This is a genomic window from Streptomyces asiaticus, assembly GCF_018138715.1.
Classification (GTDB): Bacteria; Actinomycetota; Actinomycetes; order Streptomycetales; family Streptomycetaceae; genus Streptomyces; species Streptomyces asiaticus.
In genome coordinates, this window is the sequence record NZ_JAGSHX010000004.1 from 20,309 (window position 1) to 46,322 (window position 26,014).

Annotated in this window: 21 protein-coding genes and 3 pseudogenes; 11 read left to right on the forward strand and 13 right to left on the reverse strand. The window is 68.5% G+C overall.

Annotation, left to right across the window (positions count from 1 at the left end; genetic code table 11):
* Positions 1 to 774: 774 nt before the first annotated feature.
* The 3 genes from KHP12_RS07450 to KHP12_RS07460 are packed head-to-tail and all read left to right on the forward strand — an operon-like array spanning position 775 to position 4,899.
* Complete coding sequence (locus KHP12_RS07450) at positions 775 to 1,953, forward strand: tyrosine-type recombinase/integrase (protein ID WP_308016600.1); 1,179 nt, start codon at positions 775 to 777, stop codon at positions 1,951 to 1,953.
* The gene (locus KHP12_RS07455; RefSeq protein ID WP_211832034.1) at positions 1,950 to 4,463 is read left to right on the forward strand and encodes a tyrosine-type recombinase/integrase; all 2,514 of its coding nucleotides are present in this window, start codon (positions 1,950 to 1,952) and stop codon (positions 4,461 to 4,463) included. The genes KHP12_RS07450 and KHP12_RS07455 overlap by 4 nt, the downstream gene beginning before the upstream one ends.
* Positions 4,450 to 4,899, forward strand: coding sequence for a hypothetical protein (locus tag KHP12_RS07460; RefSeq protein WP_086880513.1), 450 nt, complete (start codon positions 4,450 to 4,452; stop codon positions 4,897 to 4,899). Before KHP12_RS07455 ends, KHP12_RS07460 begins: the two co-directional genes overlap by 14 nt.
* On the opposite strand, the gene KHP12_RS50795 is transcribed toward KHP12_RS07460, so the two are convergent.
* The 8 genes and pseudogenes from KHP12_RS50795 to KHP12_RS07500 all read right to left on the reverse strand — a co-directional run bounded on the left by KHP12_RS50795 (position 4,839) and on the right by KHP12_RS07500 (position 13,652).
* Positions 4,839 to 7,106 (reverse strand): tyrosine-type recombinase/integrase, encoded by a 2,268-nt coding sequence (locus KHP12_RS50795; protein WP_246643050.1) that lies wholly within the window; start codon positions 7,104 to 7,106, stop codon positions 4,839 to 4,841. The genes KHP12_RS07460 and KHP12_RS50795 overlap by 61 nt on opposite strands.
* A complete protein-coding gene (locus tag KHP12_RS07470) occupies positions 7,103 to 8,350 on the reverse strand; it encodes a tyrosine-type recombinase/integrase (protein ID WP_246648465.1) in 1,248 nt (415 codons plus the stop codon). The genes KHP12_RS50795 and KHP12_RS07470 overlap by 4 nt, the downstream gene beginning before the upstream one ends.
* A 97-nt stretch (positions 8,351 to 8,447) precedes the next feature.
* Positions 8,448 to 9,110: pseudogene (locus KHP12_RS07475) on the reverse strand (DUF6192 family protein); the annotation flags it as partial.
* Positions 9,111 to 9,611: 501 nt separating this feature from the next.
* Positions 9,612 to 9,803 carry a hypothetical protein gene (locus KHP12_RS07480; protein WP_246648466.1) on the reverse strand — a complete coding sequence of 64 codons (192 nt, stop codon included), beginning with the start codon at positions 9,801 to 9,803 and terminating at the stop codon, positions 9,612 to 9,614.
* Between the two features lie 125 nt (positions 9,804 to 9,928).
* Positions 9,929 to 10,405, reverse strand: a complete 477-nt coding sequence (locus KHP12_RS07485; protein ID WP_211832037.1) for a hypothetical protein — start codon at positions 10,403 to 10,405, stop codon at positions 9,929 to 9,931.
* A 94-nt stretch (positions 10,406 to 10,499) separates the two neighbouring features.
* On the reverse strand, positions 10,500 to 11,624 hold the full coding sequence (locus tag KHP12_RS07490) for an MFS transporter (protein WP_211832135.1): 1,125 nt from the start codon (positions 11,622 to 11,624) through the stop codon (positions 10,500 to 10,502).
* A 502-nt stretch (positions 11,625 to 12,126) separates the two neighbouring features.
* Positions 12,127 to 12,393: pseudogene (locus tag KHP12_RS07495) on the reverse strand (hypothetical protein); the annotation flags it as partial.
* 389 nt (positions 12,394 to 12,782) lie between these two features.
* Positions 12,783 to 13,652, reverse strand: a complete 870-nt coding sequence (locus KHP12_RS07500) for a helix-turn-helix transcriptional regulator (protein WP_086880507.1) — start codon at positions 13,650 to 13,652, stop codon at positions 12,783 to 12,785.
* Positions 13,653 to 13,861: 209 nt separating this feature from the next.
* Between KHP12_RS07500 and KHP12_RS07505 the strand changes: the two genes are divergently transcribed.
* From KHP12_RS07505 to KHP12_RS07515, 3 genes are all read left to right on the forward strand, one after another.
* Entirely contained in the window at positions 13,862 to 14,560 is a 699-nt protein-coding gene (locus tag KHP12_RS07505) for a type 1 glutamine amidotransferase domain-containing protein (RefSeq protein ID WP_086880506.1), read from the forward strand.
* 97 nt (positions 14,561 to 14,657) lie between these two features.
* Positions 14,658 to 16,163 (forward strand): NAD-dependent succinate-semialdehyde dehydrogenase, encoded by a 1,506-nt coding sequence (locus KHP12_RS07510; protein ID WP_211832039.1) that lies wholly within the window; start codon positions 14,658 to 14,660, stop codon positions 16,161 to 16,163.
* A complete protein-coding gene (locus KHP12_RS07515; protein WP_211832041.1) occupies positions 16,160 to 17,569 on the forward strand; it encodes a class-II fumarase/aspartase family protein in 1,410 nt (469 codons plus the stop codon). Before KHP12_RS07510 ends, KHP12_RS07515 begins: the two co-directional genes overlap by 4 nt.
* A gap of 327 nt (positions 17,570 to 17,896) precedes the next feature.
* Here the strand turns inward: KHP12_RS07515 and KHP12_RS07520 are convergent, their stop codons facing one another.
* Positions 17,897 to 18,370 carry a MarR family winged helix-turn-helix transcriptional regulator gene (locus KHP12_RS07520; protein WP_086883469.1) on the reverse strand — a complete coding sequence of 158 codons (474 nt, stop codon included), beginning with the start codon at positions 18,368 to 18,370 and terminating at the stop codon, positions 17,897 to 17,899.
* Between the two features lie 70 nt (positions 18,371 to 18,440).
* On the opposite strand from KHP12_RS07520, the gene KHP12_RS07525 reads away from it, so the two are divergent.
* Positions 18,441 to 19,310 carry an alpha/beta fold hydrolase gene (locus KHP12_RS07525; RefSeq protein WP_167442609.1) on the forward strand — a complete coding sequence of 290 codons (870 nt, stop codon included), beginning with the start codon at positions 18,441 to 18,443 and terminating at the stop codon, positions 19,308 to 19,310.
* A gap of 34 nt (positions 19,311 to 19,344) precedes the next feature.
* On the forward strand, positions 19,345 to 20,253 hold the full coding sequence (locus tag KHP12_RS07530) for an NAD-dependent epimerase/dehydratase family protein (RefSeq protein ID WP_211832042.1): 909 nt from the start codon (positions 19,345 to 19,347) through the stop codon (positions 20,251 to 20,253).
* Here KHP12_RS07530 and KHP12_RS07535 read toward each other — a convergent pair.
* The gene (locus KHP12_RS07535) at positions 20,214 to 20,423 is read right to left on the reverse strand and encodes a hypothetical protein (protein ID WP_211832044.1); all 210 of its coding nucleotides are present in this window, start codon (positions 20,421 to 20,423) and stop codon (positions 20,214 to 20,216) included. The two genes, KHP12_RS07530 and KHP12_RS07535, sit on opposite strands and share 40 nt — an antisense overlap.
* A gap of 398 nt (positions 20,424 to 20,821) precedes the next feature.
* Between KHP12_RS07535 and KHP12_RS07540 the strand changes: the two genes are divergently transcribed.
* On the forward strand, positions 20,822 to 21,508 hold the full coding sequence (locus KHP12_RS07540) for a DUF998 domain-containing protein (protein ID WP_086883462.1): 687 nt from the start codon (positions 20,822 to 20,824) through the stop codon (positions 21,506 to 21,508).
* A 40-nt stretch (positions 21,509 to 21,548) separates the two neighbouring features.
* Here KHP12_RS07540 and KHP12_RS53325 read toward each other — a convergent pair whose 3' ends face one another.
* The 3 genes and pseudogenes from KHP12_RS53325 to KHP12_RS07550 form a co-directional block, all read right to left on the reverse strand.
* Entirely contained in the window at positions 21,549 to 22,049 is a 501-nt protein-coding gene (locus KHP12_RS53325; RefSeq protein ID WP_372455182.1) for a transposase, read from the reverse strand.
* A gap of 359 nt (positions 22,050 to 22,408) precedes the next feature.
* Positions 22,409 to 23,887: pseudogene (locus KHP12_RS07545) on the reverse strand (SGNH/GDSL hydrolase family protein); the annotation flags it as partial.
* Entirely contained in the window at positions 23,850 to 24,893 is a 1,044-nt protein-coding gene (locus KHP12_RS07550; protein WP_246643052.1) for an Lrp/AsnC family transcriptional regulator, read from the reverse strand. The pseudogene KHP12_RS07545 and the gene KHP12_RS07550, both read right to left, overlap by 38 nt.
* Before the next feature lie 154 nt (positions 24,894 to 25,047).
* Here KHP12_RS07550 and KHP12_RS07555 point away from each other — a divergent pair, with 154 nt between their 5' ends.
* Positions 25,048 to 25,764 carry an SDR family NAD(P)-dependent oxidoreductase gene (locus tag KHP12_RS07555; RefSeq protein ID WP_086883460.1) on the forward strand — a complete coding sequence of 239 codons (717 nt, stop codon included), beginning with the start codon at positions 25,048 to 25,050 and terminating at the stop codon, positions 25,762 to 25,764.
* An 81-nt stretch (positions 25,765 to 25,845) separates the two neighbouring features.
* Positions 25,846 to 25,995: a hypothetical protein gene (locus KHP12_RS50800; RefSeq protein WP_246643053.1), complete on the forward strand. Its 150-nt coding sequence runs from the start codon at positions 25,846 to 25,848 to the stop codon at positions 25,993 to 25,995.
* The last annotated feature ends 19 nt before the right edge of the window (positions 25,996 to 26,014 follow it).

Genomic DNA, 26,014 nt, shown 5'->3' on the forward strand with positions numbered 1-26,014 from the left:
CCTGGAGGCTGACTTGGAACCCTTCGGCTTCACCGAACCAGCCGTTGAGCTTGGCCTCTTTGATGCGGTCGGCCCCTCAGCTGCTGCCCGTGGTGTTCGGCGAGTTCCAACGCACTCTCGCGCCAGGCGGCTGTTTGATGCTGGCCGGCCACGTAGGGGCCGATGGCCGACCAGCACCTACGTCCCACACAGGCATACGGCGGTCATCCGGTGTCTTACGAGTCCTACTTGCTGCCGCCTGATCGGATTGCTGAACTCTTGAAGCAGGCCGGGCTCGTCCTCACCGCACGTCTGATAGAGGAACCCAACGAAGGGGCTGAGAGGACTTTCGCTACCTTTCTTGCTCAAAAGCCCGAACGGCCTTGAGGTTCGAATCCGTCTGGGGTGGTGAAGCGGAGTCGGTGAAGACGGGCAAACCGAGGTCGACCAGCTGAGGCCGGCCGTCGGCCGGGGCCCGGCTGAGGCTATTGAGCTTGGCGGTGGCGGCGTCGAGGCTGACCTGGAGCCCTTCGACTTCTCCGAGCCAGCCGTTGCCGCGGGCTTCGCGAATGCGTTCGCGGAGGTTCTGGATGATCTCGATGAGGCGGCCCCGTTGGCGGGGGTCGATCTGGAGGACCGGGCAGCGGATGCCCCGTTGACTGAACGAACCACGCTGATTGTGCAGTTCAGGGCACGGGGGGAGGTTGTCGCCCAGTACGGTCTGCGGTCGTGATGAACGATCGTGTGCCCGGACGGGATCTGTCGAGATTGGCCGTTCCTCGGTGGGGTCGGCTGGTGGAGACTGGCGACCGGTACGAGCCTTACCGGCTCGTCGACGCCGACGGAGTGGCCGTGGCACCGGTCGCGGCGTTCTTCCAGGAGCTGCTCGCAGCCGGGAAGGCGGCGGCGACCGTCCGCTCCTACGGCATGGACCTGCTGCGGTGGTGGCGGTTCCTGCACGCGGTAGAGGTCCCGTGGGATCGAGCGACACGCATGGACGCTCGGGATTTCAGCTGCTGGATCCAGCTGGCGGTCAAGCCGCGACCGACCGCGGCCAAGCGGCGGCCGGCCCGCACCGTCGGCACCCCGAATCCGGTGACCGGGAAGTCGACCCCGGGTCCTGGCTATGCCCCGTCGACCGTCGCCCATAGCGAGACGGTGCTGCGCAGGTTCTACGACCTGCACCGTGATGCCGGATCAGGGCCGCTACTCAACCCGTTCCCGCTGGACCTGGCGCGTCGCTCCGGCCGCGCGCACGCGCACCACAACCCGATGGAAGCCTGGGCGCCAGAGCGGACCGGCCGCTACCGGCCCACGGTTCCGCGCCGGATTCCGCGCTCGATCCCGGACGAGTGGTTCAACTCGCTGTTCGCGGCGCTGCGGTCGAATCGGGATCGGGCCATGATCGCACTTTGGATCTCCAGCGGAGTCCGGGCCTCAGAGTTGATCGGCGTCCGGCAGTGCGACGTCGACCCGGGGCAGCAGCTGATCAGCGTTGTGCGGAAGGGCTCCCGGGCCCGACAGCAGGTGCCGGCCTCGGCAGATGCGTTCGTGTGGCTGCGGCTCTACCAGCAGGATCTGCACGGGCTGGTGCTGCGGGGCCGGACACGGCCAGTGTGGTGGACGCTGCGGCGTCCGTTTCAGCCGCTGACCTACCACGGGGCCCACCGCATGTTCGAGCGAGTGAACGCCACCTTCGGCGCGGACTGGACCCTTCACGACCTTCGGCACAGCGCCGCCGCCCGGATGGTCCGCGACCCGGCCCTGACGCTGACCGACGTGCAGTGGGTCCTCGGGCACGCGCATCTGACCACGACCGAGATCTACCTTGCGCCGCGCCAGGACGAGGTCGTGGCCGAGGTGCTGGCTCACCACGCCCGGCGGGCAGACCGGCTCGCCGAGCCGGTGCCACCGCCTCCGGCACCCGGCTACAACCCGGAAGCCTTGAACGTGCTGTTCGGGCGGTCTTCATGACCAGCACCACGAAGCACTCGGCGCGCCGCCAGCTGCAGAGCGCGAATGCAACAGTCGAACAGGCCCGGGCGCGGAACAACGTACTGCGGGAACGGTTCCCGCCCCGCTCTGCTGAGGCGTGGTGGCCGGAGACAGAGCAGTCAGCGGATGAGGTGCTGCGTCGGCTGACGGCACCACCCTTCTTGGCTGCCGCGAACGCCACCCGGGCCGGGCGGCGGCGCGGGGTCGCCAAACTTTTACGCTGGCTGTCCAGCCTCCCTGGGGATACCTGGCAGCAGCGGTGGAAGGCCGGCCGCGCCGAGGAGATCCCTGGCGCGGACTGGACGGATCTCCCGCTGCGCTTCTTGCGCCAGGGTGGGCTGTCGCCGTCGTATGAGCGTGTTGACCTGACCTCCGGGCTGCTGATGCTGGTCTGCGGCGATGTCATCCGTCCCGACCTGGCCTGGATGCTCACCCGCACACACAGGCACCTGGCTCAGGTCATGGCCGAGGTCCGCGACCCCGAGGGGTTCGCAGGGCTGGCAGAGCTGGCCGAATCTGGGCCAGCCAGCGCCCGGGGCGAGGCCACCATCGCGGCAACCCGGATCGCCATGATTCTGGCCTGCAAGGGAGGGGCGATCGCGAACATCACCGTCGGCGACTGCGTGGAACTGGTCGACACCTTGCGCCGGGTTCATGTCCGCGGGGGTCAGCGCAAAGTCGACTTCTACCTTCGACTGCGGGCCTTGGGAGTCTTCCCTGAGGACGCTCCGGCCACGGTCCGGGCGTTCGGGCTTGCCGCGGGCCGGTTGAGCATCGAAGAGCTCGTGGATCGCTATCCGATCCAGTGCCGCCCGGTCCGCGACCTGATCGTGGACTACCTGCGCGAACGGCAGCCGTCGTTAGACTACACCAGCCTGGACGCGGTGTCGCGGACGCTGGCCGGGCTGTTCTGGACTCGGATCGAAGCGCTCTCACCGGGCATCGACTCCCTGCGGCTGCCACCGGCACTGGCCCGGGCCTGGAAGACAGACATCGCCACCAAGAAACGCACCACGATAGGTCCGGACGGCACCGCCGTCGAGGTCGCCAGCCCCAGGCTGAACGCCAAGGACGAGCTCATCCGCGTCCGCGCCTTCTATCTGGACATCGCCCATTGGGCTGCGGAAGAGCCCGCCCGCTGGGCGCCGTGGGTGGTGCCCTGCCCGATCAGCGATGAGGAGATCAGCAAGGCCAAGGACCGCAAACACCGCAAGGCCAGGATGGATCAGCGCACCCGCGAACGGCTTCCCGTCCTGCCGGTGCTGACCGCCACCGTCGACCGCAGGCGACGCGCCGCGGCCGGACTACTGGCTGCCGCCGAGCACACCCGACCCGGCGATCTGATCCCCGACACCGCAGGCTCCTTGCGCAAAGCCGTCGCGCCCAAGGCCGCTGGGCACCTGACCTGGGCCGAGGAGACCTCGACCGGGCGGCGGCGGAACCTCACCTACGAGGAGAGCGAAGCCTTCTGGGCCTTCGCCGCGATCGAGGTCCTACGTCTGACCGGCATCCGCAACGAGGAGCTCCTGGAGCTGACCCACCACAGCGTCACCGAATACCGGCTCCCGAGCACCGGCGAAGTCGTGCCCCTGCTGCAGGTCGCCCCGTCCAAGACCGACAGCGAACGGCTCCTGCTGGTCAGCCCCGAACTGGCGGACGTCCTTTCCATCATCGTCCGCCGCCTGCGAGGAAGCAGCCGTGCGATCCCGCTGGTGACCTCCTACGATGTCCACGAACGGGTCTGGAACCTACCGATGCCGCTGCTGTTCCAGCGCGATATCGGCACCGAGCACCGCGCTTTCACTCCGACCGCGCTCCGCAAGCTTCTGATCAACGCGCTGGCCGCCACGGGCCTGACCGATGCCGGCGGAGAACCGCTCGTCTTCTCCCCGCACGACTTCCGCAGGATCTTCGTGACCGACGCCATCATGAACGGTCTGCCACCGCACATCGCCCAAGTGCTCTGCGGGCATCGGAGTCTTGATACGACGATGGGCTACAAGGCGATCTACCCGGCCGAGACCATCGAGGCCCACCGCGCCTTCATCGCCCGTCGCCGGGCCAGCCGACCCAGCGAAGAGTATCGGACGCCGACCGAGGAGGAATGGGGCGCTTTCCTCGCACACTTCGAGAAGCGCAAGGTCTCCATCGGCACCTGCGGTCGCGCCTTTTCAACCCCTTGTGTTCATGAACACGCTTGCGTTCGTTGCTTGCTTCTCCGGCCGGACCCGGCCCAGCGCGGCCGGTTGGAGGAGATCCGCGACAACCTCGTCGCCCGCATCGCCGAGGCCGAGCGCGAGGGCTGGCTCGGGGAGGTCGAAGGGCTCCGGGTCAGCCTGGCTGGCGCCGAAGACAAGCTTGCTCAGATGGACCGACGAGCTTCCGGCGGTACGGCGATCGACCTCGGCATGCCATGCATAGCCCCAGCTCAATTTACCCAGGTGGAGGTAACGGCTTCGCTGGCACAATCACTGGATGACCAGCAATGACATCCGGTTCGACTGCCGGCAGCGTGGCGACGGCGGCCCGCTCGTGATCGTCCCCTGCATCGACGGAGCACCACTCACCGAGCTGATCGATGGGTTCGAGATCGCGGCCGGGATGCAGCCCGCAGGCGACGCCTACGGCGGTCTGATCCCGGGGTTCTTCCGGTTCGGCCCGATGCAGGATCACTTTCTCGGACGGTCCACCAACGCGATGGGGCCGAAGACACCCGTTCTCGGTTGTGAATGCGGCGAGTGGGGATGCTGGCCCCTCATGGCCCGCATCACCGCGACGGCCGACTTCGTGACCTGGGACGCCTTTGAGCAACCGCACCGCAAGGCCCGCGACTATGTGGCATTCGGTCCGTTCCAGTTCGACCGTCACCAATACGATGACGCTTTGCACACGCTAAACACCGCAATAGGCCCCGACGAGACGTGATCCGCATCCGCCAACGCTAGTTCAGAGAAGCAGGAGTGCTCATGCTGGCAGGGAGTGCCGTAGGGGCGGGCACAATCGCCCAATTCGAGCTTGCGAGTGTGGAAGTGCTCCTGGAACTCGCGCCATTCGTCATCGGTGGGTTCGCGGTACTCCTCGACGGGACGGACGGAGCGACGCTTGTCAAGAAAGGCCCGGTAAGAGCGGATCAGGTCCTCTTGGAACACGGCCACGTATGCCTCGGTGGTAACCACTGAGGCATGACCGAGCAAGCGGGCAGCAATGTGGACGGGGAGCCCGCCGGCGACGGCTTCGGTCGCGAAGATCCTCCGAAAGTCGTGAGGCGTATAGCGCAACGGCTGGCCGGCCTGGTCGGTCAGTGATGCTCGGGTCAGGGTGTCGTTGAGCAACTGATAGACCATGTTGGTGGTGATGACGTCGCGTCTCCAGCCGACGCGGCGCTGGAACAGGTGTGGAAGTGCCGGCCCTGTGACCAGTTCGTGGGGGTCATAGCGCGCGACGAAGGGCACGACGCCGTTGTTGTCGCCGCGGAGTCGGCTGATGACCGTGGCAAGGACGCTGGCCAGCTCGGGGCTGACCAGGAGGAGCCGTTCCTCGTTGCTCTTGGACGGGACGATCTGCAGCAGCGGCACGATCTCGCTGGTGTCAGGGAGCTCGTAGGACACCAGCGCCAAGTGGGTCAGTTCCAGCAGCTCTTCGAGACGGACTCCGGTGTGACGGAGCGTCTCGATGACAGCCCAGGCCCAGAACGCCTCGTCCTCGCTGCGGGTGAGGTCGAGCTGTTCTTCAGTGGCGATGTCCTGCGCGAGCACGATGGTGGGCCGGTAGTGGAATCGCTTTCTGAGCTGGTCGTCCTTCCTGTCGATGCGCCGATAGTCGCGGCCGTCCAGGTCGAAGGTTGCGCCGATCGGAGTGGTTTCGGCTGCTGCCAGCAGGCGCTTCTGGTGGGCGTGGTGTTGTTCGGTGGTGTCGACGAGTTCAGGAAGGCGGGGCAGCCGTTCACGGACCCGCTGGTGCATCTTGGCCCGGGCCTTCTTCTTGACCTTGGTGAAGCCGCCGGTGTCGGAGCGGCGGACCGGGCTGGGGACTGCCCAGGCTGCCCAGCTCGGATCTTCCAGGGCCCACTCGGCGATGTCGAGGTAGAACGCCCGGACGGTGGTCAGCACGCTCGCCCATTGTTCGCGGGGGACGGGGGCCTTGCCTGGACGGTTGATGACCTTCACCCGCTGTTTCCATGCCTCGGCGATCTCCGGCGCCAGGTGGAGGCTGGAGATGCCGGGATGGTGCTTTTCGATGTCGGCCCAGAAGGCGCCCACCAGCTGGCTGGCCAGGCCGGACACCGAGCTGTAGTCGAGACTGGGGCGGCGCTCGTCAAGGTAGCGTACGAACACATCCCGGACAGGGCCGCGTTGGATGCCATACCGGTCGACGAGTTGCGTTGTCGGCAGCTGCCCGCGCGCCAGGGTCCGGCGCAAGGACAGTTTCTCGTCCAGGACCCCGATGTCCCGGAGTAGGTCCCAGGCGGCGTGAAGCCCCATGGGTGCCTTGCCGAGTGCCTCCTTGTTCCAGTCGTGGTAAGCAATCAGGTCGTCTGAGGTGAGATCCGCGAGGTCGCGGCCGGTCCGGAAAGCGACCTTCACCAGACTGTTCTCGGCCGTGCTCAGGTGACTGGGGATCGTTCCCCGGGCCATGCCGGCCTGCCGCAGCCTGCTGAACAGGTCAGCGCCGAACTCCTGCTTGGCATGGCGGTAGAGCCCCGAGGTCCGGTAGCACTGCAGGAATTCGTAGCTCGGACGCACCGCCCTGGCCAGGAGCAAGCAGCCCAGTCCGTCTGTGGTCACGGACCGTCGGGATGCTTCGACGCACCCGTATCCGGCCGTGACGACGTCGATCCAGTCCAGGCTGCTGTCGGCGCCGGAGACGATCCACCGCTCCTGCCAGCCGTCCCCGGGGAAGGACAGCAGCCAGACCAGGATCCGGGCGGTCCCGCGCGACCGCTCGGCTCGCTTGCTTCTACTTCGCTTGCTCGTCGTCGGCGGAAACGTCGAGAGTGACGGCAGCAGCTCCAGAACGCCCTCGACCGAGAGCGCGTCGAACGGGCCGCGGTCGGCAGCAAGCATCGCCTGATGATCGACGGTGTCTCGGTCAGAGGGGACAGAATCGGCTGGTCTGCTGGTGGTCACGGTCATCGCGGAAGACCTCCGAACAGCACGTCCAAATCAGTGGCGTGGTAGCCGACGGCGACCGGCGGCGGAGGTTGCTGGGCACGGAGCTCGCGTGCGGCCAGATGCTCGGCGACGCGGCGAATCACCCGGGCTTCGTCCTCGATGAGGTAGATGTCGGCGGTGGTGCTGAGGTGGGCATGGCCGAGGATGGTCTGTACGTCCCGGAGCGAGAGACTTTCATCGCGACTCATGCGCAGGGCTGCGGTGTGCCGCAGGTCGTGCATGGTGTAGTTCGTCCCGAGCAGCGCGTTCACGCGCCGGAGCACAGCCCTCAGGGCGTCGTAGTTCATTGGCTGGTGCCGCAGCCCGTCGCCGTGATCGCGCCGTCGAAGCGTCCACCAGATCGGGTCGTTCGGCTCCAACAGGCCGAGGTCGGCCAGGTAGAGCCGCAGCCAGATGAAGGCCTCGGGACTGGCGGGCAGCCACTGCTCGGCGTCGCTGCCCTTGCGCCGGACCCGCACGAGCTGGTCGCCCCAGTCCAGGTCGACACCGCGCAGTCCGAGGACCTCACTCGCGCGGGCGGCGCAGCTGAGATCGAGCGCCAGGATCGCGCGGTCGCGGTTGGAGCGGAGGGACCCGAACAGTTCCTTCCAGCACTCGTCCGGAATCTCGCGAGGCCTGGATCGGGGCACCTTGAGGTTGTAGCGGATCCGGCCTTCGGCCCTGAACGGTTCGAGCGGGTTGTGGTGTGCGTGCGGGCGACGCCCTTTGCGGTCGAGCGGCACGGGGTTGACCAGGGGGCCTTCGCCGATCTCGAGCCAGAACTCGTAGAAGCTGCGGACGACGGCGTTGTTGTGCCGGACAGTTCGGGGTTCGTAGCCGTCGCCCAGGTTCCTCTTGCGAGTGATCGGGTTGACCTTGCCCGCCGTGTGGGCCGACGCTCGCCGAGGGGAGTTCCGCGGCTTGTCCGCCTGGCGGAGCCACAGCACCAGGTCCCGGGCCTCCGCAGTGGTCGCTCGGTCCCACTCGACTCCGACCGCCTGCAGCCACCGCCACCATCTCAGCAGCCCGTACGCGTAGCTGCGTACCGAGCCAGGACGGTTCCTTGCCGTGAAGTCCCGGAGGTACCGCCGGATTGGCTCCACCGGTTCCTCGTCCGGGCCTACCACCAGCCATGGCACTACACCCTCGGCGGGAATCACCCGCCCCCACTTCGGCAAGCGGATAGCGGTGATGTCCCGCTCAATCTCGCCAGTCCTGGCCCCCATGCAGCCTCCTCACTTCGAGCTGCACGAGGTCTATCGCCCAGAAGAGATCGACTCCTCTCCATCGTCGGCGTGTCTTCTGTTAGTCCGGTCAACAGGCACTCATCGCCTTGAACGCGACGTCCGGCCGCCGCAGCAGGCCGGTGGCCGCGGTGGTCGCCACCAACTCGTCGCGGGTGAACTCCTCCACCACCCGGACCTTGTCCTCCATGGGCACTTTGGCCGCGACCTGCGGACGCTTCAGGAAGTCGGTGGTTACCGACGCGGCGACCTCCTCGTCCCGGGCCAGCGAGTGGATCGCCGTGATCTTCTCCTGCGGCGTCTCGGGGTTATCGACCTGGCGGCCGACCCGCCGGTTGGCGGCATCCGGAGCCTACCGGGCCTTGCCCTCCGGCGGGGTCTTGATCGCGGCGAACCGCTCGTCCGGATCCTCGATGTCCGCCAGGATCCGGTGAACGGTGTAGGACACCCCGGTCTGCCGATGCTCCTTCGGCCACCGCGAGGCCACCCACCTGGCCGTCTTGACCGTGTTCGCCTTCAGGCCGATGTCCTCGGCCAGCCGCCGCAGCGACTCGGCGACGGTCCACTGCGGGTCCGCCGCGACCACCCCGCCGCGTGGTCGCATCGGTTCGATCTCTAGCGCGCGGTCGCCGATCGTGAACTGCCCCTGCGTCTGCTGCTCGACGACTTGCCGCAGCTCGGCCACGATCTGTTCGTAGCGGGACTGGCTGACGGCTCCGACCTTCTCGATCTCCTCGGACATGGGGTTCCACCACCCAAGTACGGTCCAGGGCACGGTACTTCGGACCGTGACGGGACAAGGCCCGCATCCACATCGAGCGTCAGACCGTAAATGACGTGCTCACAACAAACTGCCTTGGATGACCGAAGTTGTGCAGAAACTGACCGCTTCAGCCGTTCGCGATGCGGTTACTGTGACCGTTCGCTGAACGGTTCCTTTCCCCGCCGCCAGCCCCTCACCTTGCACCGCGGCGAGCAGTACACGGCCGTCGACCGCCGGTCGACACCAGCCACCCACCGAGTCCCGCACTCCGGGCACTCGACCTCGCCCTGGCCGTCCCGTACAGCCGCCAGCCGTATGCGCAACCGCCGTTCCGTACGCCACTGCCTGGCACGACACGCCGACGAGCAGAACACCGCGTCAGGCCGGGCCCCCGGCCTCAGCCGTTCACCACAAGCCCGACAGTTCCTCTCCCCGGCCCGCCGGGTGCCCTCGGACACCCCGCCAGCGTAGGTCTCAAGGCTACTCAGGACCGGGGCTTAGAAACACGCACTGAGCGGCCGCACGGGCAGCGTCCTGGCGGGCCTGCTCGGCTCCGGCCTGCTCGCGCCGCCACACGAAGTCCTCCCCCTCGAGGGCCACCTGCTGACGGAGCCGGCCCTCGAGGACCTGGCGGCGCTGCCCGGCCTCGAGGCCGGGCAGCTCCCGGTCCACCTGCGCCGCGATCCGCCGCGGCGAGCGTGCCGGAGGTGGATCACGTTGCCCGCAGTTCTCGCACTCGCCGCGGTCGGCGGCCGGCCGACACCTCCTATGCGACTACCGTCCGAGGAATCACGCAATCAGGAGGCGGGAGTGATGCCGTCGTATGCCAGCGCGCTTGATGCTTCATTAAGAAAGCTCACGATTTCCAACTGTGCAGCGAGGTTCGCATCGTCTGATTCACGCTGGTGCTCTTCCGCAGCAGTGCCGTCTTCGAGAAACCGGATCCACCTGTGTAACGTGCCCCGCTCATAGAGCAGCGTGGAGCCAGCGCGAAGGGCCGCCTTGGTCACGTCTGGAGGGCCCTCCACGGTCACTGAAGATTGCAAGCGTTGCAACTCTCCGTGGAAGAGGTCACCAGCCTGCTGGTATACACGAAGAGCTTCCTGAAGGCTTTCCTCCCGCTGCAGGTCTTCCGCCCCCGCCGCCGCGGCTGCGAGTTGACTTCCGAGCGCATCGTGGAGGGTGCGTATCTGTTGCAGGCACTCCGCGAAGGCGGAGTACGCTGCCCGGCGCGGCTCTCGCAGCACGCGGACATGCTCGGCCTTGAGCTGCATGCGCGCCTGCGCACGGCCAAGGAGCCCAGTTCGGAAACACGCACTCACCCACGGATCGTGAGACTTCACACGGAACCGCCTGCTGACGGCGGCTCTACTCGGCGGACTCCGGGGCCGGACGCAGCAGCCAGTCGCCGAGTAGCACAACGCAGGCCGCAGCGGTCAGCAGTCCGCCAAGGAGGAAGGCGCCCCGCACGTCGGCCAACGGCAGGATCAGCCCGCCGAGCGCGGCACCCGCCGCGATACCGGCGTTGTAAAGACCGGAGTTGGCCGCGAGTGCGATATCCGTGCGGCCCGGTGCGTAATGCAGCATCGCGTTCTGGGTGGTCATGAACACCGGCCCGAGTGCACCGCCCATCAGCACCAGGAACACCACCGCCGCCAGCGGATCGCTGCCGACCGCGTACAGACCAAGCATGCCCACCGCCTGCGTGGCCACGGCGGTCGTCAGCGCGGCCTGCGGAAAGCGGTCCAGCAAGATCCCCGTGATGCTCACCCCGGCCAGACACGCCACACCGAAAGCCACGAACAAGGCGCTGACCGCGCTCGGGGAGAACCCACTCACGTCCCCCAGGAACTTCACGATGTAGGTATATCCCGCGAACGCCCCGGTGGCGGACAGGGTCCCGGCCGCCAGCACGATCCCGAGCCGGCGGGCGTCGGGACTGATGCCGTAGGCGGCGGGCTCCTCTTCCGGACGCGAAGTCGGCAGCAGGGCGGTGATCGTCGCCAGAGAGACGAGCCCCAGAGCCGCCAGCATGGCGACGGGCATGGGCCAGCCGTCCTGCCGACCCAGCCAGGTCCCGGCGGGAACGCCGAGCACGAGGGCGAGTGAACCGGCAACGGAAAGCGCTCCGACCACACGCCCACGGACCTCGGGTGCGAACAGGCCCACCGCGACCGGTCCCATCACGGCCCAGAACAGCGCCTGTGCGAGCGCGGTCAGCAGCCGTGTCATGAGGAGCAGCCAGTACGAGGTCGCCAGCGCCGCAACCAGACTGGATACGACCAGCGCGGCCAGCAGTCCAGTGAGCACATGGCGTCGGGGAATAGCCCGCATGACGTGGGCGAGCGGCAAAGACGCGACGGCCACTGTCACCCCGTAACCGGTGACCAAGAGACCGACCGCTGACACGGACACCCGCAGGCTGTCGGAAATGAGGTCCAGGAGGCCGATCGGCAGGTTCTCCGCAGTGTTGAAGGTGAAGGCGGCCAGCATCAGGGCCACAAGCACAGCCGACCTGTGCCATGGAGGCGGTTGCGTCGGGGCCTTGCGGTCTCTTCCTGACCTCGCCCGTTGCGCCTGCTCTGTGGCACCGTCCATGGAGGTAGCTCACCGGGCTGCCCGGTCTCGCCGCAACCGCATTCATCTGCGGTGTGAAGAGCTCAAAGGATCAAGCCTGGCCTTCGTGGATCACCCGTTCAGAGCGGGTCAGAGGAGTGGGTGTCTCATCTCGCGACACAGTCTTCCAGCTCTTGTGATCAGGGCCGTGTGATGATCCAAGCGGCACCGACTGCCACTCCAGGTCCTCCGCCATGGATTCGTCACTGCGCCGGACGCTCAGCCGTACTGGCGTGGCCACCGCTGTACTCATCGGACCGACCCCGTGTCTTCCGAAGCGGCCCCGTCGGCCGCCGAACGCTGGGGTCCTGCCCTGTCACGTACGCGGATGACGACCAGGGACAGTCCTGTATACGAAGAGGGGAATCATTCGGCCTGTCCCTTCCTCCGTCAGGTCGAGGTCGGCGAAGCTGTCCTTGACGGAGGCGCCGGGTGCGACGGTGTCGATCCGGGACACCAGCGCGGCTCGGTCGGCGCCCGGCGCCAGCGTCACCGCGTCGGGGTAATACAGCGGCGTGCGAGACGGAGCGGCCCAGGCATGTGCCCCGAACTCGCCCGCCAAGCCGTGTGATCGGCTCATCGCCGCGCTCCACTCGGCGTTGTTGCGGGCAGCGGCCCGGACCAGGAGCCGCTGAGGAGTCGTCACGAGTGCTGATCATGACGAATCCGGCCCGGCCCGTCGAACGATTTTCCGCCGCCCGCAAGAGGGACGCTTCGCCCGAAAGCCCGTCAGCCAACCGCTTGGGTATTACGGGCTCGTCGACAAGGGCAGCTGATCGGGAGCGATCGTGAGACGTCGTGCCACTTCGGCGGGCAGGCGGCTGTGGCCTCGCCAGTGCGGGGAGGTGAACAGGCGGGTGAGGACGAGGGCTTCGGGATAGGTGACCAGTTCGATCCGGGATGCGGACGGACGGTGAGGATCGCCGAACGGGTCCTCGCCTTGGTCAGCCGCTTCGCGGCCGTCGGGCGAGCGCAGGCCACAGCGTCCGTTCAGATGTCAGGGTCGTAACGCTAGGTGGTCGAGGCTCGCGGAGTTCAGGACTCGCTGCGAGGGACGGTGGGAGTGAGCGTCCAGGAGGTGAGGAGGTCGAGTGCGTGGCGGGACGGGGAGCCAGCTTCGGTGCTGTAGAGGAAGACGGCTGCTTCGGTGTCTCCGGGGAGGGTGAAGGTTTCGTACTGCACGGTGACCTCGCCGACGAGCGGGTGGAGCAGTCGTTTGGATCCGTGGGTGCGCTGGTGGACGCGGTGCTGCTGCCACCAGCGGTCGAACTCTGTGCTGTTTTCCTTCAGCTCGGTGATGAGGTCCTGGGTGGTCTGGTCGTCGGGGGTACGGCCGACGTCGAGGCGGAGGTTCTCCACGGCTGCGCGGGCTTGGAGCTCCCAGTCGATGAAGAGGGTGCGGGCTTCCGGGGAGAGGAGGAGCCACCGTGTGTAGTTGCGTTGAGCCGGGGGCAGGGCGTCGAAGTCGGTGAACAGCGCCTTGGCTATCCGGTTGGCGCCCAGGACGTCCGCTCGGCGTCCCAGGACCAGGGCGGGGGTGCCCTCCATGGAGTCCAGCAGCTGGTGGAGGCCGGGGCGCAAGCGCTGGACGGTCGGCGGGCGCCGGCGTCGGGGGGCCGCGGTGGTGGTGCCGATGAGGTCGTTGAGGTGGGCACGTCCGGCGGCGTCGAGTTCCAGCGCCTGGGCCAGTGCTTCGACCACTGCGGGTGAGGGGGTGATGTGGCGTCCCTGTTCGAGGCGGGCGTAGTAGTCGGCGGAGACGCCGGCCAGTCGTGCCACCTCTTCGCGTCGCAGGCCGGGTACGCGGCGCACGCGGGTGTCCGGCGGCAGTCCTGCGCGCGCCGGGTCGCACTGGGCACGGGCCCGGCGCAGGAAATCGGCGAGTTCGCGGTTCGAGGTGGCCATGGGTCCATTGTGGCCGATTCGCTGCGGCCACGGCCGCCTCAACAGGGACTGTCAGTCCTAGGCAGGGCGGACCGAGGCAGGTCAGGGCCGATGATGGCCGCCTTCAGGCGGCCGGGGCGGGTGACAGTGGATGCGCTGCCGGATCAGCCGATCCGACAGTCCCGGTCCCGCAGGTGACCGGCTGATTGCGAGAAGCTGAGGAAGAAGTCATGAGCCGCATTCTGATCGTCATGTCCGCAGCCGCCGTGTGGGAGCGCACCGATGGCTCGCAGTACCCCACGGGGTACTGGGCGGAGGAGCTGGCTGCGCCGCACGAGGCGTTCGTCAGCGCCGGCCACACCGTCGACTTCGCCTCCCCCGGCGGTGTGCTGCAGCCGCTGGACAAGCACAGCGCCGACCCGGCGATCGCCGGTGAGGACTGTGCCCGGCACGTGGCCCACGCGCAGAAGGCGCTCAGCGACTTCGGGCCGCTGCTGAAGCTGGAGGAGGTCTCGGCCGCCGATTACGACGCCGTGGTGCTGCCGGGCGGGCACGGCCCCGTGGTCGACCTCTTCCAGGACCCGAACCTGGGCCGGCTGCTGGTCGAGGCCGACCGCGCCGGAAAGATCGTCGGTGCGGTCTGCCACGGTCCGGCCGCGTTGCTGTCCGCGGTCGACGAGCAGGGCAAGTGGATCTTCTCCGGCCGGCGGATGGCCGCATTCACCGACGAGGAGGAGCGCCTGTTCGGCACCGCTGACAACGCTCCGTGGCTGCTGGCGAGCCGTCTGCGCGAGATGGGCGCCCGGCACGAGCAGGGTGACCCCTACCAGGCGTTCACCATCCAGGACGCCAACCTCTTCACCGGCCAGAACCCGGCTTCCAGCACCCCGATGGCCGACGCGATCAACACCGCGCTGGCAGCGGGCTGACCCCTCGCCCCGGGCCACCGCTGCGCATTCCTCCAGGCAGCGGCGGCCCGGGCCGCCCCTCCTGCTTTCCTCCTTCGACGACGGGTGAGACACCACCATGACGGACCGCACGCCCCGCCTCCACGGCGTTGATGCTCTCCCGCAAGGGCTGCTGATCGGCGGAGGGTGGCGGCCTGCGACAGGCGGCGCCACGTTCCCCGTGGAGAACCCCGCGACGGGCGAACCGGTAGCCCGGGTCGCCGATGCCGGCACCGCGGACGCACTCGACGCCCTCGGCGCAGCCGCCGGGGCACAGTCGCAGTGGGCCGCAACATCGCCGGGACAGCGCAGCCGCATCCTGCGCCGCACCCACGACCTGCTGCTGGAGCGCCGTGAGGGCTTCGCAGGGCTCATCACTCTGGAGATGGGCAAGTCCCTCGCCGAGGCCCGTGCGGAAGTCGATTACGCGGCCGGATACTTGCGCTGGTTCGCCGAGGAAGCCGTCCGCATCGACGGGACCTGGAAGGTCAGCGAGGACGCAACGGCGCGGGTTCTGGTCATGCGCCAGCCCGTCGGACCGTGCCTGCTGATCACGCCCTGGAACGCGCCGCTGGCGATGCCGGCCCGTAAGATCGCCCCCGCCGTGGCCGCCGGCTGCACGATGGTTCTCAAGCCCGCCCCGCAGACCCCGCTCACCAGCATCGCACTGGCCACTGTCCTGGCCGAGGCCGGCCTGCCCGCCGGCGTTTTGAACCTCATTCCCACCACCGGCGCTGCTGCGGTGTCCGAGACGCTGATGAAGGATCCGCGGCTGCGCAAGGTCTCCTTCACCGGCTCCACCGCGGTCGGCCGGCTGCTGCTGGCCCAGGCATCCGCCAACGTACTGCGCACCTCGATGGAGCTGGGCGGCAATGCCCCGTTCATCGTGTGCGCCGACGCCGACCTGGAAGCGGCGGTGGACGGCGCCATGACCGCGAAGCTGCGCAACATCGGCGAAGCGTGCATCGCGGCGAACCGCTTCCTCATCCATGCCGACGTCGCGCAGGAATTCACCGAGCGTCTCGTGGACCGGATGAGCGGCCTGACTCTCGGCAGCGGAACGGAAACCGGTACCGACCTCGGCCCGCTGATCGACCGCACCCAGCGCGACCGTGTCGCCCAGCTGGTGGAGGAGACCATCGCCGGCGGCGCGCGGCTGCACACCGGCGGCAGCACCCCCGACCTGCCCGGCTACTTCTATCCGCCCACCGTGCTCACCGACGTCCCCGCCGGCGCACGCATCAGCCGCGAGGAGATCTTCGGCCCCGTCGCCGCCATCCGGACCTTCTCCAGCGACGACGAGGCCCTCGCGCTGGCCAACGCCACCGAGTTCGGCCTGGTCGCCTACCTCTACACCCGCGATCTCGGCCGAGCACTGCGGATGAGCGAACGGATCGAGAGCGGCATGGTCGGCCTCAATCGCGGCTACGTCTCCGACCCTGGGGCACCCTTCGGCGGCATCAAGCATTCAGGGGCCGGCCGCGAGGGCGGCAACTCCGGCATCGAGGAATACCTGGAGCAGAAGTACATCGCCATCGACACTCCCGCCGACCCCGACACCCCCGCCCCCCAGGACCGGTCATGAACACCCATGCCCCGCTGCCGGAACCCTTCTCCCTGACCAGCCGGCTCGCGACGGACCCCGAACAGCATGCCCTCTTTTGCGAGGATGCGGCCCTCAACAGCTGGCTCGCCGCCGAACGCGCTCTCGCCCAGGCCCAGGCCGATGCCGGAGTGCTCACCCACGCGGAGGCCGCCGCCATCCGCGACGCGGCACAGCTGCACCACATCGACCGCGAAGAGCTGTGGCGCACTGCCCGCACCGTCGGCTACCCCATCCTGGGCCTGGTCCGGCAGATCAGCCGCCGGCTCCCGCCGGGGCCCGACGGCCGGGTGCACTACGGCGCCACCACGCAGGACATCATGGACACCGGTCTCGCCCTGCAGATGGTCCGCTCCCTGGCCGCTCTCGAACGCCGGATCGCCGAACTCGGCGATGTCCTCGCGGACCGTGTCACCGAGCACGCCTCCACCGTGATGGCGGCCCGCACCCACGGCCAGCAGGCCGTACCCACCACGTTCGGCGCCACCTTGGCCACCCTCCTGGCGCAGTTCACCCGCCACCGGCAGCGCCTGGCCCAGGCGGCGCCGCGCATCGGCATGATCTCCCTGTCCGGAGCCGGCGGCACTTCAGCCGCATTCGGCCCGCACGCGGCAGCCGTCAGAAGCGGTATGGCCCGCCTGCTCGGCCTGCACGACACCGCGACCCCCTGGCACGTGGCCCGCGACGGAGTCGCCGAGTTCGGCTGGCTGTGCTCCTTGCTCACCGCGACATGCGCGCGCCTGGCCCGCAACATCGTCGACCTCTCCCGGACCGAGATCGCCGAAGTCTTCGAGCCCTACAGCGATCACCGGGGCGCATCCTCGACCATGCCGCAGAAAGTCAACCCGATCACCTCGGAAAGCATCATCGGACTGAGCGGCACCGCCGGCGCTCTCACCTCCGCGCTGCTCCGCGCCCAGGAAGCAGGCCATGAGCGCGCCGCCGGAGAATGGCACACCGAATGGCGCGTCCTGCCCGAACTCGCCGTAACCGCCGGAGCGGCCCTCACGGAGACAATCGCCCTCCTGCGCGGGCTCCGGGTCGACGCCCGCCGCATGCGCGCCAACCTCGACAGCGACGGCGGCCTCGTCATGGCGGAATCACACATGATCACGCTGGCCGGACCCGTCGGCCGGGAACGCGCCCACGACCTTGTCCACGAAGCAGCAACCCGTACCCGTACCACCGGCGCACATCTCACGCAGACACTGCGCGACGTCCTGGCCGAACACCACCTCGACACACTCCTGCCCGGCCTTCACGCCCAGCCGGAGAACTACCTCGGACAGGCACACCAGACCACCGAAACCACCACCCGCCTCTGGCGCACCCAAACCACATCGCTCCCCGAACCGCCCACCCCCCTCGCCCGCCTCGCCACCAGCTGATCGCCCCCGCCGGCCTGGCTTGCCGGCCAGCTCGCGCCGCCTGTCGTTCAACGATGGCACCCTCAAATGATCAACGCACCACTCACGGATGATCACGTGGTCGTGGAGGAACAGGCGCGTGACCACGGGTTTTCGTCGGCTCAGCAGGACGAGATCTGGAGACGCCGCCGTGAGCGGCAGTCGTTCGGGCCCTGTTCTCCCGAAGCTGACAAGTCCCCTCGCGTCGGGCGACGTTGAGCCGCACCGCCCTCTGCCGGAACCTGGACACCATGCCGGGGCCATGGGCAATGGCGTCAGACCGGTTGGAGCGCGCAGGGTATTTGGTGATCAGGTGCGTGGGGTGGGGCTCTGGATGTCGGCGAGGGCGGCCAGGGCTTTGGCGAGGTCGGGTACCAGGTCGGCCGGGATGCGGTCGAGTACGCGGCGTCGGGCGCTGGCGAGGTGGGCGGGCTGGGCGGCCTGCATGGCGTGGAGTCCGGCATCGGTGAGGACGGCCTCACTTCCGCGCGCGTCCTGGCCGTGGCGCTGCTTACGGACCAGGCCGTGGCCGGAGAGGGCGTCGACGACGCGGGTGATGCGGGAGGGGGTGAGGCCGGCGGCCGTGGCGAGCGCGGACATCCGCAGGCATCGTCCGGGCGCTTCGCTGAGCAGCTGGAGGACGGCGAACTCGGTCATGGTCACGCTGGTGCGGGCCATGTCCTCCTCCAGCACGCGGGGCAGGGAGTGGACCAGACGCCCCAGGCTCTGCCACAGCAGCAGTTCGTCCGGGGTCAGCGAGGCGGGTTCGTTGTCGGCGGGCATGCCCCCACTCTATTTGACGAGGCAAGCAAGTAATGTGATTGTTGCTGAAGCAAGCAATAAGGAGGTTCGGATGAACTCCCCCACCCCCCTGACCGAGGGCTTCGCGCACGCCGAGACCGAGGTCAACGGGGTCCGGCTGCACTACGTCATCGGCGGTCAGGGGCCTGCCGTGGTCCTCGTGCACGGCTGGCCCTTCAGCTGGATCGAGTGGCGCCTGCTGATTCCCCTGCTCGTACAGAAGGGATTCACGGTGATCGCGCCGGACCTGCGCGGTTCTGGCGACTCGGGCATCCCGGCCGGGCACTGGACCAAGCGGGAGGAAGCCGAGGACCTGCACCTACTGCTGCGGCACCTGGGGCATGAGCGGGCCTTCGTCGTCGGCACCGACGTCGGCACGATGACCGTCCACGCCTGGGCGCAGGCATACCCGCACGAGGTGGAGCGCCTGGTCCTCAGCGAGGCGTACCTGCCCGGGTACGGACTGGAGGACCACATGAACCCCGCCACCGGGGGGTCGTGGCACTTCGGCTTCCATGCCCAGAGCGACCTGGCCGCCATGCTCACCGCCGGCAAGGAAGAGCCCTACCTCACGGGCTTCTGGTCGATGATGACCCGCGGCGGCATCACCGCCGCCGACCGCGCCGACCTGCTGCGCACCTACACCCGTCCCGACGCGATGCGCGGCGGCTTCGAGCACTACGCCACCCTCGTGCCAGACGGGCGGGCGGCCCGCGTCGGTGGCCCGCTGACAATGCCGGTCCTCATCCTCAACGGCGAGCACGGCCTGCCCCAGAACGTGCTGCTCGACGGCGCGCGCCAGGCCGCGGCCGACGTCCGCGCCGACATCGTCCCCGGGGCCGCGCACACCTTCGCCGCCGACAACCCGGCCTGGACAGCCGACCGTCTCGCCCGGTTCTTCACCACCACCCCCGCCGCCTGACCCGCGGCACGACACCGCACACGGAGCACGCACCATGCAGATCCTCGTCATAGGCGCCACCGGCTACGCCGGCCGCCGTGTCTCGACCGCCCTGGCCCGCGCCGGACACACCGTCCTGGGCCTGACCCGCGACACCACCACGCCCGCCGCCCGTGACCTGGCCGTCAACGAGGTCACGCCCGTCGAAGGCGACTTCTCCCAGCCGGAGACCTGGCGCGGCCACCTGGAGGGCGCCGATGCGGTCGTCCACCTCCTCATGGACATGAGCGACCCCGTCGGCGGCGACCAGCGCCTGTTCGCCGAACTGCTCGCCGCCCAGGAGCGCGACGGGCGCCGCCGCCACCTGGTGTTCACCACCGGCATCTCCTGCTACGGCCGCACCGGCCTGCCCCTCATGGACGAGAACACCCCCGGCAACCCCGACAGCCCCATCGGCTTCCGTTTCAACCTGGAGAAGGAACTGGCCGCCTCCGGCCTCGCGCACACCGTGGTACGCCCCGGCTTCATGTACGGGGGACCGGCCACCACCTCCATGACCGGCCAGTGGTTCGCCGCCGCCGAAGCGGGAAACCCCATCTTCTACGGCGACACCGCCAAGCGCTGGAGCTGGGTCCACGTCGACGACCTCGCCGACGCCTACGTCCGCATCCTCGAGCAGCCCGAAGCCCTCGACGGCGAGGTCTTCGTCATCGCCGACGACCAACGCCTGACCGCCCTGGACATGCAGTACACCGCCGTGCGCGCCGCCGGATTCACCGGTGAGATCGCCCTGGCCAGTGCCGAGCAGGGTGGCATGATGCAAATGGCCGCCGACCAGGATGAACTCGTCTCCAGCGCCAAGGCCCACCGCCTGCTCGGCTGGCGCCCCCGCCACGCCTCCTTCACCGACAACCCCGCCCAGCACTACCGCGCCTGGAAGACCGCCCAGATCACCGCCCGGTAGAAACGCCAGTGGCCCCTGCGACAGTTGATCTCGGGGTAGATGCACACGTAGCCATCGGGGCAGTCGACCTCTGCCGACCTGGCATCCGCCGGTGCGGCAGCCGGGGCCGCAGCGGGCAGCAGGGGCACGGTCAGCGCAGCGGCCACCAAGCCGCGGGAGAGATGGTTCACGCCCACATCGAAAAACCAGGGCACCGCTCGTGCTGGCGTAGAGGGACAAAACCACACGATCGCGCCTCGGCTTCGGCTTCCTCGAACCGGCCCAGCATCGCCAGAGCGCACCGCCGGTACTCCGGTGCCGCCCGCTGCACCGCCTGGAGCGCGGCGAAGGCGAGCGCGGCGCGGCCGCCGCCGCGGCCGGGTCCGCATCCAGCTCGCCCGGCTCCACGAACTCCATGCTTCTGTGATGAGAACCCTTGAAAACGGCTCTGTCCGCGGTTTCGTGAAGCCCTGAGGCGTGGCTGGATGTGGGGTCTTCCCTACCTCGCGCCCGGGGGCTTGTAGGAGTGCCTGAGGCCAGCCGTGCATGATCCCCTGTTCGCACGTGAACCGTGCGAGAGAAGGTGGATATGAAGTCTCGGATCGGATACGCCGCGTGGGTTGCAGGTGTGGCGCAGTTTTTTGTGGTCCACGTGATCGCCGAATCAGCTTGGGCCAGACCATACAGTTGGGCGCGGAACAACATCAGCGACCTAGGTAACGCTCGCTGCGCCATGCAGTCGGAACCCGAACCCCGCTATATCTGCTCGCCCGAACACGGCCTGATGAACGCCTCGTTCATCACTTTGGGGACGCTCCTCGCCGTCGGTGTCTTCTTCACTGGCGCTGTGTGGCGCAGAGGCGCGAGCCCGCTCGTGGCCCGGTGGCTGCTGGCCTGTGCCGGCATGGGATTCGTGATCGCCGGGCTAGCGCCTGCGGACGTCCACGAGAACCAGCATGTCCTGGGTGCGCTGCTCATCATGGCCATGGGCAACATGGGTCTTGTGCTGGCGGGCGTCGGCCTGGCGGACGATGTGCCGGGTCCGCTGCGCTGGGCGACCAGCCTGCTAGGGGTAACGGCGCTCATAGCCTTCGGGCTCTTCCTCTCCCACCGCTATCTCGGACTCGGGATGGGCGGCATGGAGCGGGTAGCGGCATTTCCCCTCTTGGTATGGGCATTGGCAACCGGAGTCCGCGGCCTGTTCCACCAGGCGACTCGCATGCGCATGCAGGATGCGCCGCCGAAAAGACATGGCACGCAGGCCTCTCACAGCTGATGCTGCTTCGTGCGGTCGGCTCGTTCGCGGTCGGGTGGGGTCATGGCTGAGTGAGGACTCCGGCCCGAAGGAGCGCGAAGGAGGCCCGGCCGTACATGGCCCGCTTGAGTGTTTTCACCCGGTTTACGTGTCCTGCAACGACCCCGGAACTCCAGGGCAGGGTCAGGCCAGCGGTGACGGCGTCGAGGTCCTGGCGGAGGAATCCGGCGAAGCTCTTCATGGGCTTCGGTGCGTCCTGCTCGGCCCGCCGGATCCACGCCAGCAGCAGGTATCCGCGCTGGTGGCGGACCATGTAGGCGAACGCCCGAGCGAGATCGCAGGCCCTGGTGATGTCCGGGCAGGCGAGGCGGACTTGAAGAAGTCGCTCGTCCTGGCTTTCGGTGAGCGTCTCGCGGGGCCGCCTGATCCACGAGGTGGTCTTGCGGGGGCTCGGAATGTCGGCCCGGACCGGTCCGGCGGTGCCCGCACGGAGGGCGGCGAGGTATTTGCGGACGACCTGGCGGCTGCCGCGGTAGCCGCGAGCCTGGATCTCCAGGAACAGTCGGCCGTGACAGTGACATGGTGCGTCCCGGCCGCCGTCGTAGCGGGCACCTGCGTGTCCTGTGTGAGATCGAGCTGTGCGAAGCGCCCCTGGCTTCGCACGGCGAACGCACGCTGTTGACGTACGCCGTCGAAGGTGACGGTAAAGCTGCCGCGGACCGTGCCGGGACCTTGGACGGTCACGCGCGAGGTCAAGGGCACGGTGGCCGGGCGGCCGGCGATCGTGACGGCCTGTTCGGGCCCGACGCCCACGGACAGCGAGCGCTCCGGCCGCGCGGGCGGCGTCGGCTGCACCGGGGCGGGGCGGCCGAGCGCGCGCAGGTCGATGGCGTCGGCCATCGTCTGGGTCGTCTGGTAGCCGGCGTCGCCGGGATGCAGGTGGTCCCCGCTGTCGTAGCGTGGCAGCATGCGATGCGGATCGGCCGGGTCGCGGAGGGCGGCGTCGAAGTCGACCACCGCGTCGAAGACGCCGCTGGACCGGATCCAGCTGTTGACGTTCTCGCGGGCGGCTTCTTTGTCAGCGCCGTACGATCCCCAGCCCCCGAAGGGCGTGATGGTGCCGCCCAGCACCCGCAGGCCGGCGGCGTGTGCGCGGTCGGCGATCTCCCGCAGGCCCGCGATGATCTGGTTCGGGTCGTGCTGGCCCTGCAGGATGTCGTTGATCCCTTCCAACACGATCACCGTACGGGCCCCCGCCCGCTGCAGGACGTCGCGGTCCAGCCGGGCCGTCGCACGGGGGCCGGCACCGTCGAGCAGGACCCGGTTGCCCGCAATGCCGGCGTTGAGCACGCCGAACCGGCCGGCGGCCCCGTGGCTCGCGCTCAACCGTGCCGCCAGGCGGTCCGGCCAGCGGCGGTTGGCGTCGGGTGTGGACTGGTCGCCGTCGGTGATGGAGTCGCCCAGGGTGACGACCGCGCCTGCCTTGGAGCCGCCGGGTTCCACGTCCACCTCGGTGACGTAGTGCCATGACTGCGTCTTCGACGGCAGCCCGCCCGCGGCGAGGTCGCCGGCGTGGTCCGTGCCGTCCGTGGCGTAGAAGGACGTCGCCATCCCGAGGTTGTGGTACGTCACCGGTCCGGAGGGGTCGGGCGTATAGGTGGTGACGAAGAGGTTGGCGGCATCGGCGAGCGGAAGGTCCACGGGGTCGCTGTAGAGCTCCGTGCCCGCCGGGATCGTTACGGCGCGCTGCCCGCCGAAGGTCACGTCCCGCAGGGTGCCGGGCGCGATCGCCGCGCTGCCGGGCACTCGCTGCAGGCCCACCGTCGTGTGCGCGAACAGCACGGGCTTCGTGCCGAAGGTGTTGGACAGCTTCACCCGCACGCGCTCTCCGCCGATGCTCGTATGGACCAGGTTGCGGATCGTGTATCCCGCGTAACCGGTGGCGCTCACCCCACCGTTGGCTGCGGCCGACCAGGTCCCGACCCAACTACCGCCGCTTGTGGGGGCAGTTGCTGCGACCCCGGACGCCGCGGCGGAGGAAACGTGGCAACACGCGGCCACCAGCAACAGCACGACCAGCGTCACGTACCTGCGCATGAAGTCCTCGTAGAACCTGTCCCCCACCGCCAGCGCCCGGGTGCGGTAACGGCCGACGTGCGTGCCGTTGCCGACCGCTGCCCGTGCGGCGTCCAGGCAGCTCGCCTGGTCGATGTCCCCGGCGTCTGCGGCGAACGCTCCGGTGCGGGCTGCCGGGCGCTGCTGGTGTACGCCATGGCAAGGCTCCTCACGCATGTGGCGCGGGATGCCGGATGGAATCCCGTCGTCATCTGCTAGAGGTGTGCTGCGGACGGTGTGACATTGTTCAGGCTCGACGTTGTGCCTCGACGAGGCGATCGCCATACAGGAGCGTGCCTGCCTGCTTGACGTGTCGCAGCACAGGTGAGACTTCCATGCTCTGGAGGCCGGTCAGGGACCCGATGCGGTCCGTGGTGAACTCGAACAGTTCGTCAAGGTCGCGGCAGTGCGCGACGGCGTGGATGTTGTAGGTGCCGGACACGGCCGCGGCAAAGGCGATCTCGGGTTCCTGCGCAAGTGTGCGTCCGACGCTCTTGACGGCCGACGGATGTACGCGCAGCCACAGGTTCGCCCGCGTGTGATAGCCCAGTGCGGCTGCGGCGATCTCGACGTCGAGGTGCACGACGCGACGCTCCAGCAGAGCGTGCAGGCGACGTGATACCCGACCTGGAGTGGAGTTCGCCGCCGCGGCGAGGTCGACGAGACTGGCGCGACCGTCTGCGGCGAGAGAGCCGAGGATTTCCTCGTCCTCTGCGGTGAGGCGCACGGGATCGCGGGCGACGACCGGGGCTTCAGTGAAAGGCGGACCTTCACTGCCCAGCATGGCTTCCTGCTCCGGAGACAGGACGCCGTGCAGCGCGGCCCAGTAGTGGCCGCGGCCTCCCATGAACTGACGGAGCATCGCGAAGGCGTTGACGTCGAGTACGGCCGCGGTACGCGGAAGCCGCTTTCCGAGCAGGTCTTCGCGCTGCTCACGGGTCCGTGACTGAGTCGCGCAGGTGATTTCGCAGCCCGCCGCGCTCAAGGCGACCCAGTTGACATCGTCACGCTTGGCGAGTGCGTCGGCGATCGCCGAGACGCTGCCGGGGCGGCAGCGCAGTCGCACCAGCCACCTGCTCTGCCCCAGCGCGCCTGGATTCACCATGCCTGCGACGCGGATGACGCCGTCGGCGCACAGGCGCCGGTAGCGGCGCTTGACGGAGCCTTCCGTGAGGCCAAGCGCGTTCGCGATCGAGGCGAACGAAGCCCGCGGAGCGACCTGGAGAGCACGAATGATTCGCACATCATCGGCCTGCACAACGCCGGATTCACACATTCGCATACCTTCCATGAAGAGAATCCTATGAAAGAGGCCCCATGATTCGCTCCGATGACAGCGCGGCGAGCAGACTTGCGAAGCGCTGCCGGACAGCCGCAGCAGTCCGCTGAGACGGCATCCCGGTGCACGAAGTGAGCTCGCCGCGTAAGAACGGAGATGACCCTGTATGCCATCGACTGGCGCAGATCGACACACGCCGACAGCACTCATCGTCGGGGCCTCGCGTGGCCTCGGCCACGCGATGGCGGCCGAACTCCTCGACCGGGGATGGAGTGTCATCGGTACGGTCCGCGACACCACCACCCGAACGCCTCTGCATGATCTCGCGGACCGGTCCGGCGGGCGCGTGAGTGTCGAGCACCTCGACATCAACGAGCCCGACCACCTGGCGCCCCTGCATGAACGCCTCGCCCACCGCCAACTCGACCTGCTCTTTGTCAACGCCGGAACCACGAACAACGAGCAGACCCCGATCGGGGCGGTTCCGGCATCGGACTTCGTCCAGGTGATGATCACCAACGCCCTCAGTCCCATGCGCGTGATCGAAGCGCTCGAAGACCTCGTATCCCCCACCGGACTGATCGGCGCGATGTCGTCCGGACAGGGCAGCATCACGAACAACACGACCGCCGGCCGCGAGGTCTACCGCGGAAGCAAAGCAGCCCTGAACATGTTCATGCGCAGCTTCGCGACCCGGCAGTCCGAGACGCAGCGCACCTTCGTCCTCCTGGCACCAGGCTGGATTCGCACCGCCCTGGGTGGGCCGGACGCACCGTTCACCGTCGAGGAAAGCGTCCCCCTGCTCGTGGACGTCCTGCTGTCCAAGCTGGGCATACCCGGTCTGGCATATCTGGACCGATCAGGTCAGACCGTGCCCTGGTGAACCAACCGATCACCACGCCGGGCGGCCTGACGAGAACGCCTCAGTCGGCGCTGCACGCCGGGTCCGTCCAGGCGTCACCCGATGCCACCTGATGTGGCCGGCCCCGCAGAACACAGAAACGAAGAGGCCATGCCGCTCATCGCGATCGAAGAACACTGGATCATGCCGGACGTGACGTCCGCGCTGCGCGCTGCGCCGCTCAACGACGAAAGTCTCGCCTTCAACGGATAGGCGACAACCAGCAACGCCT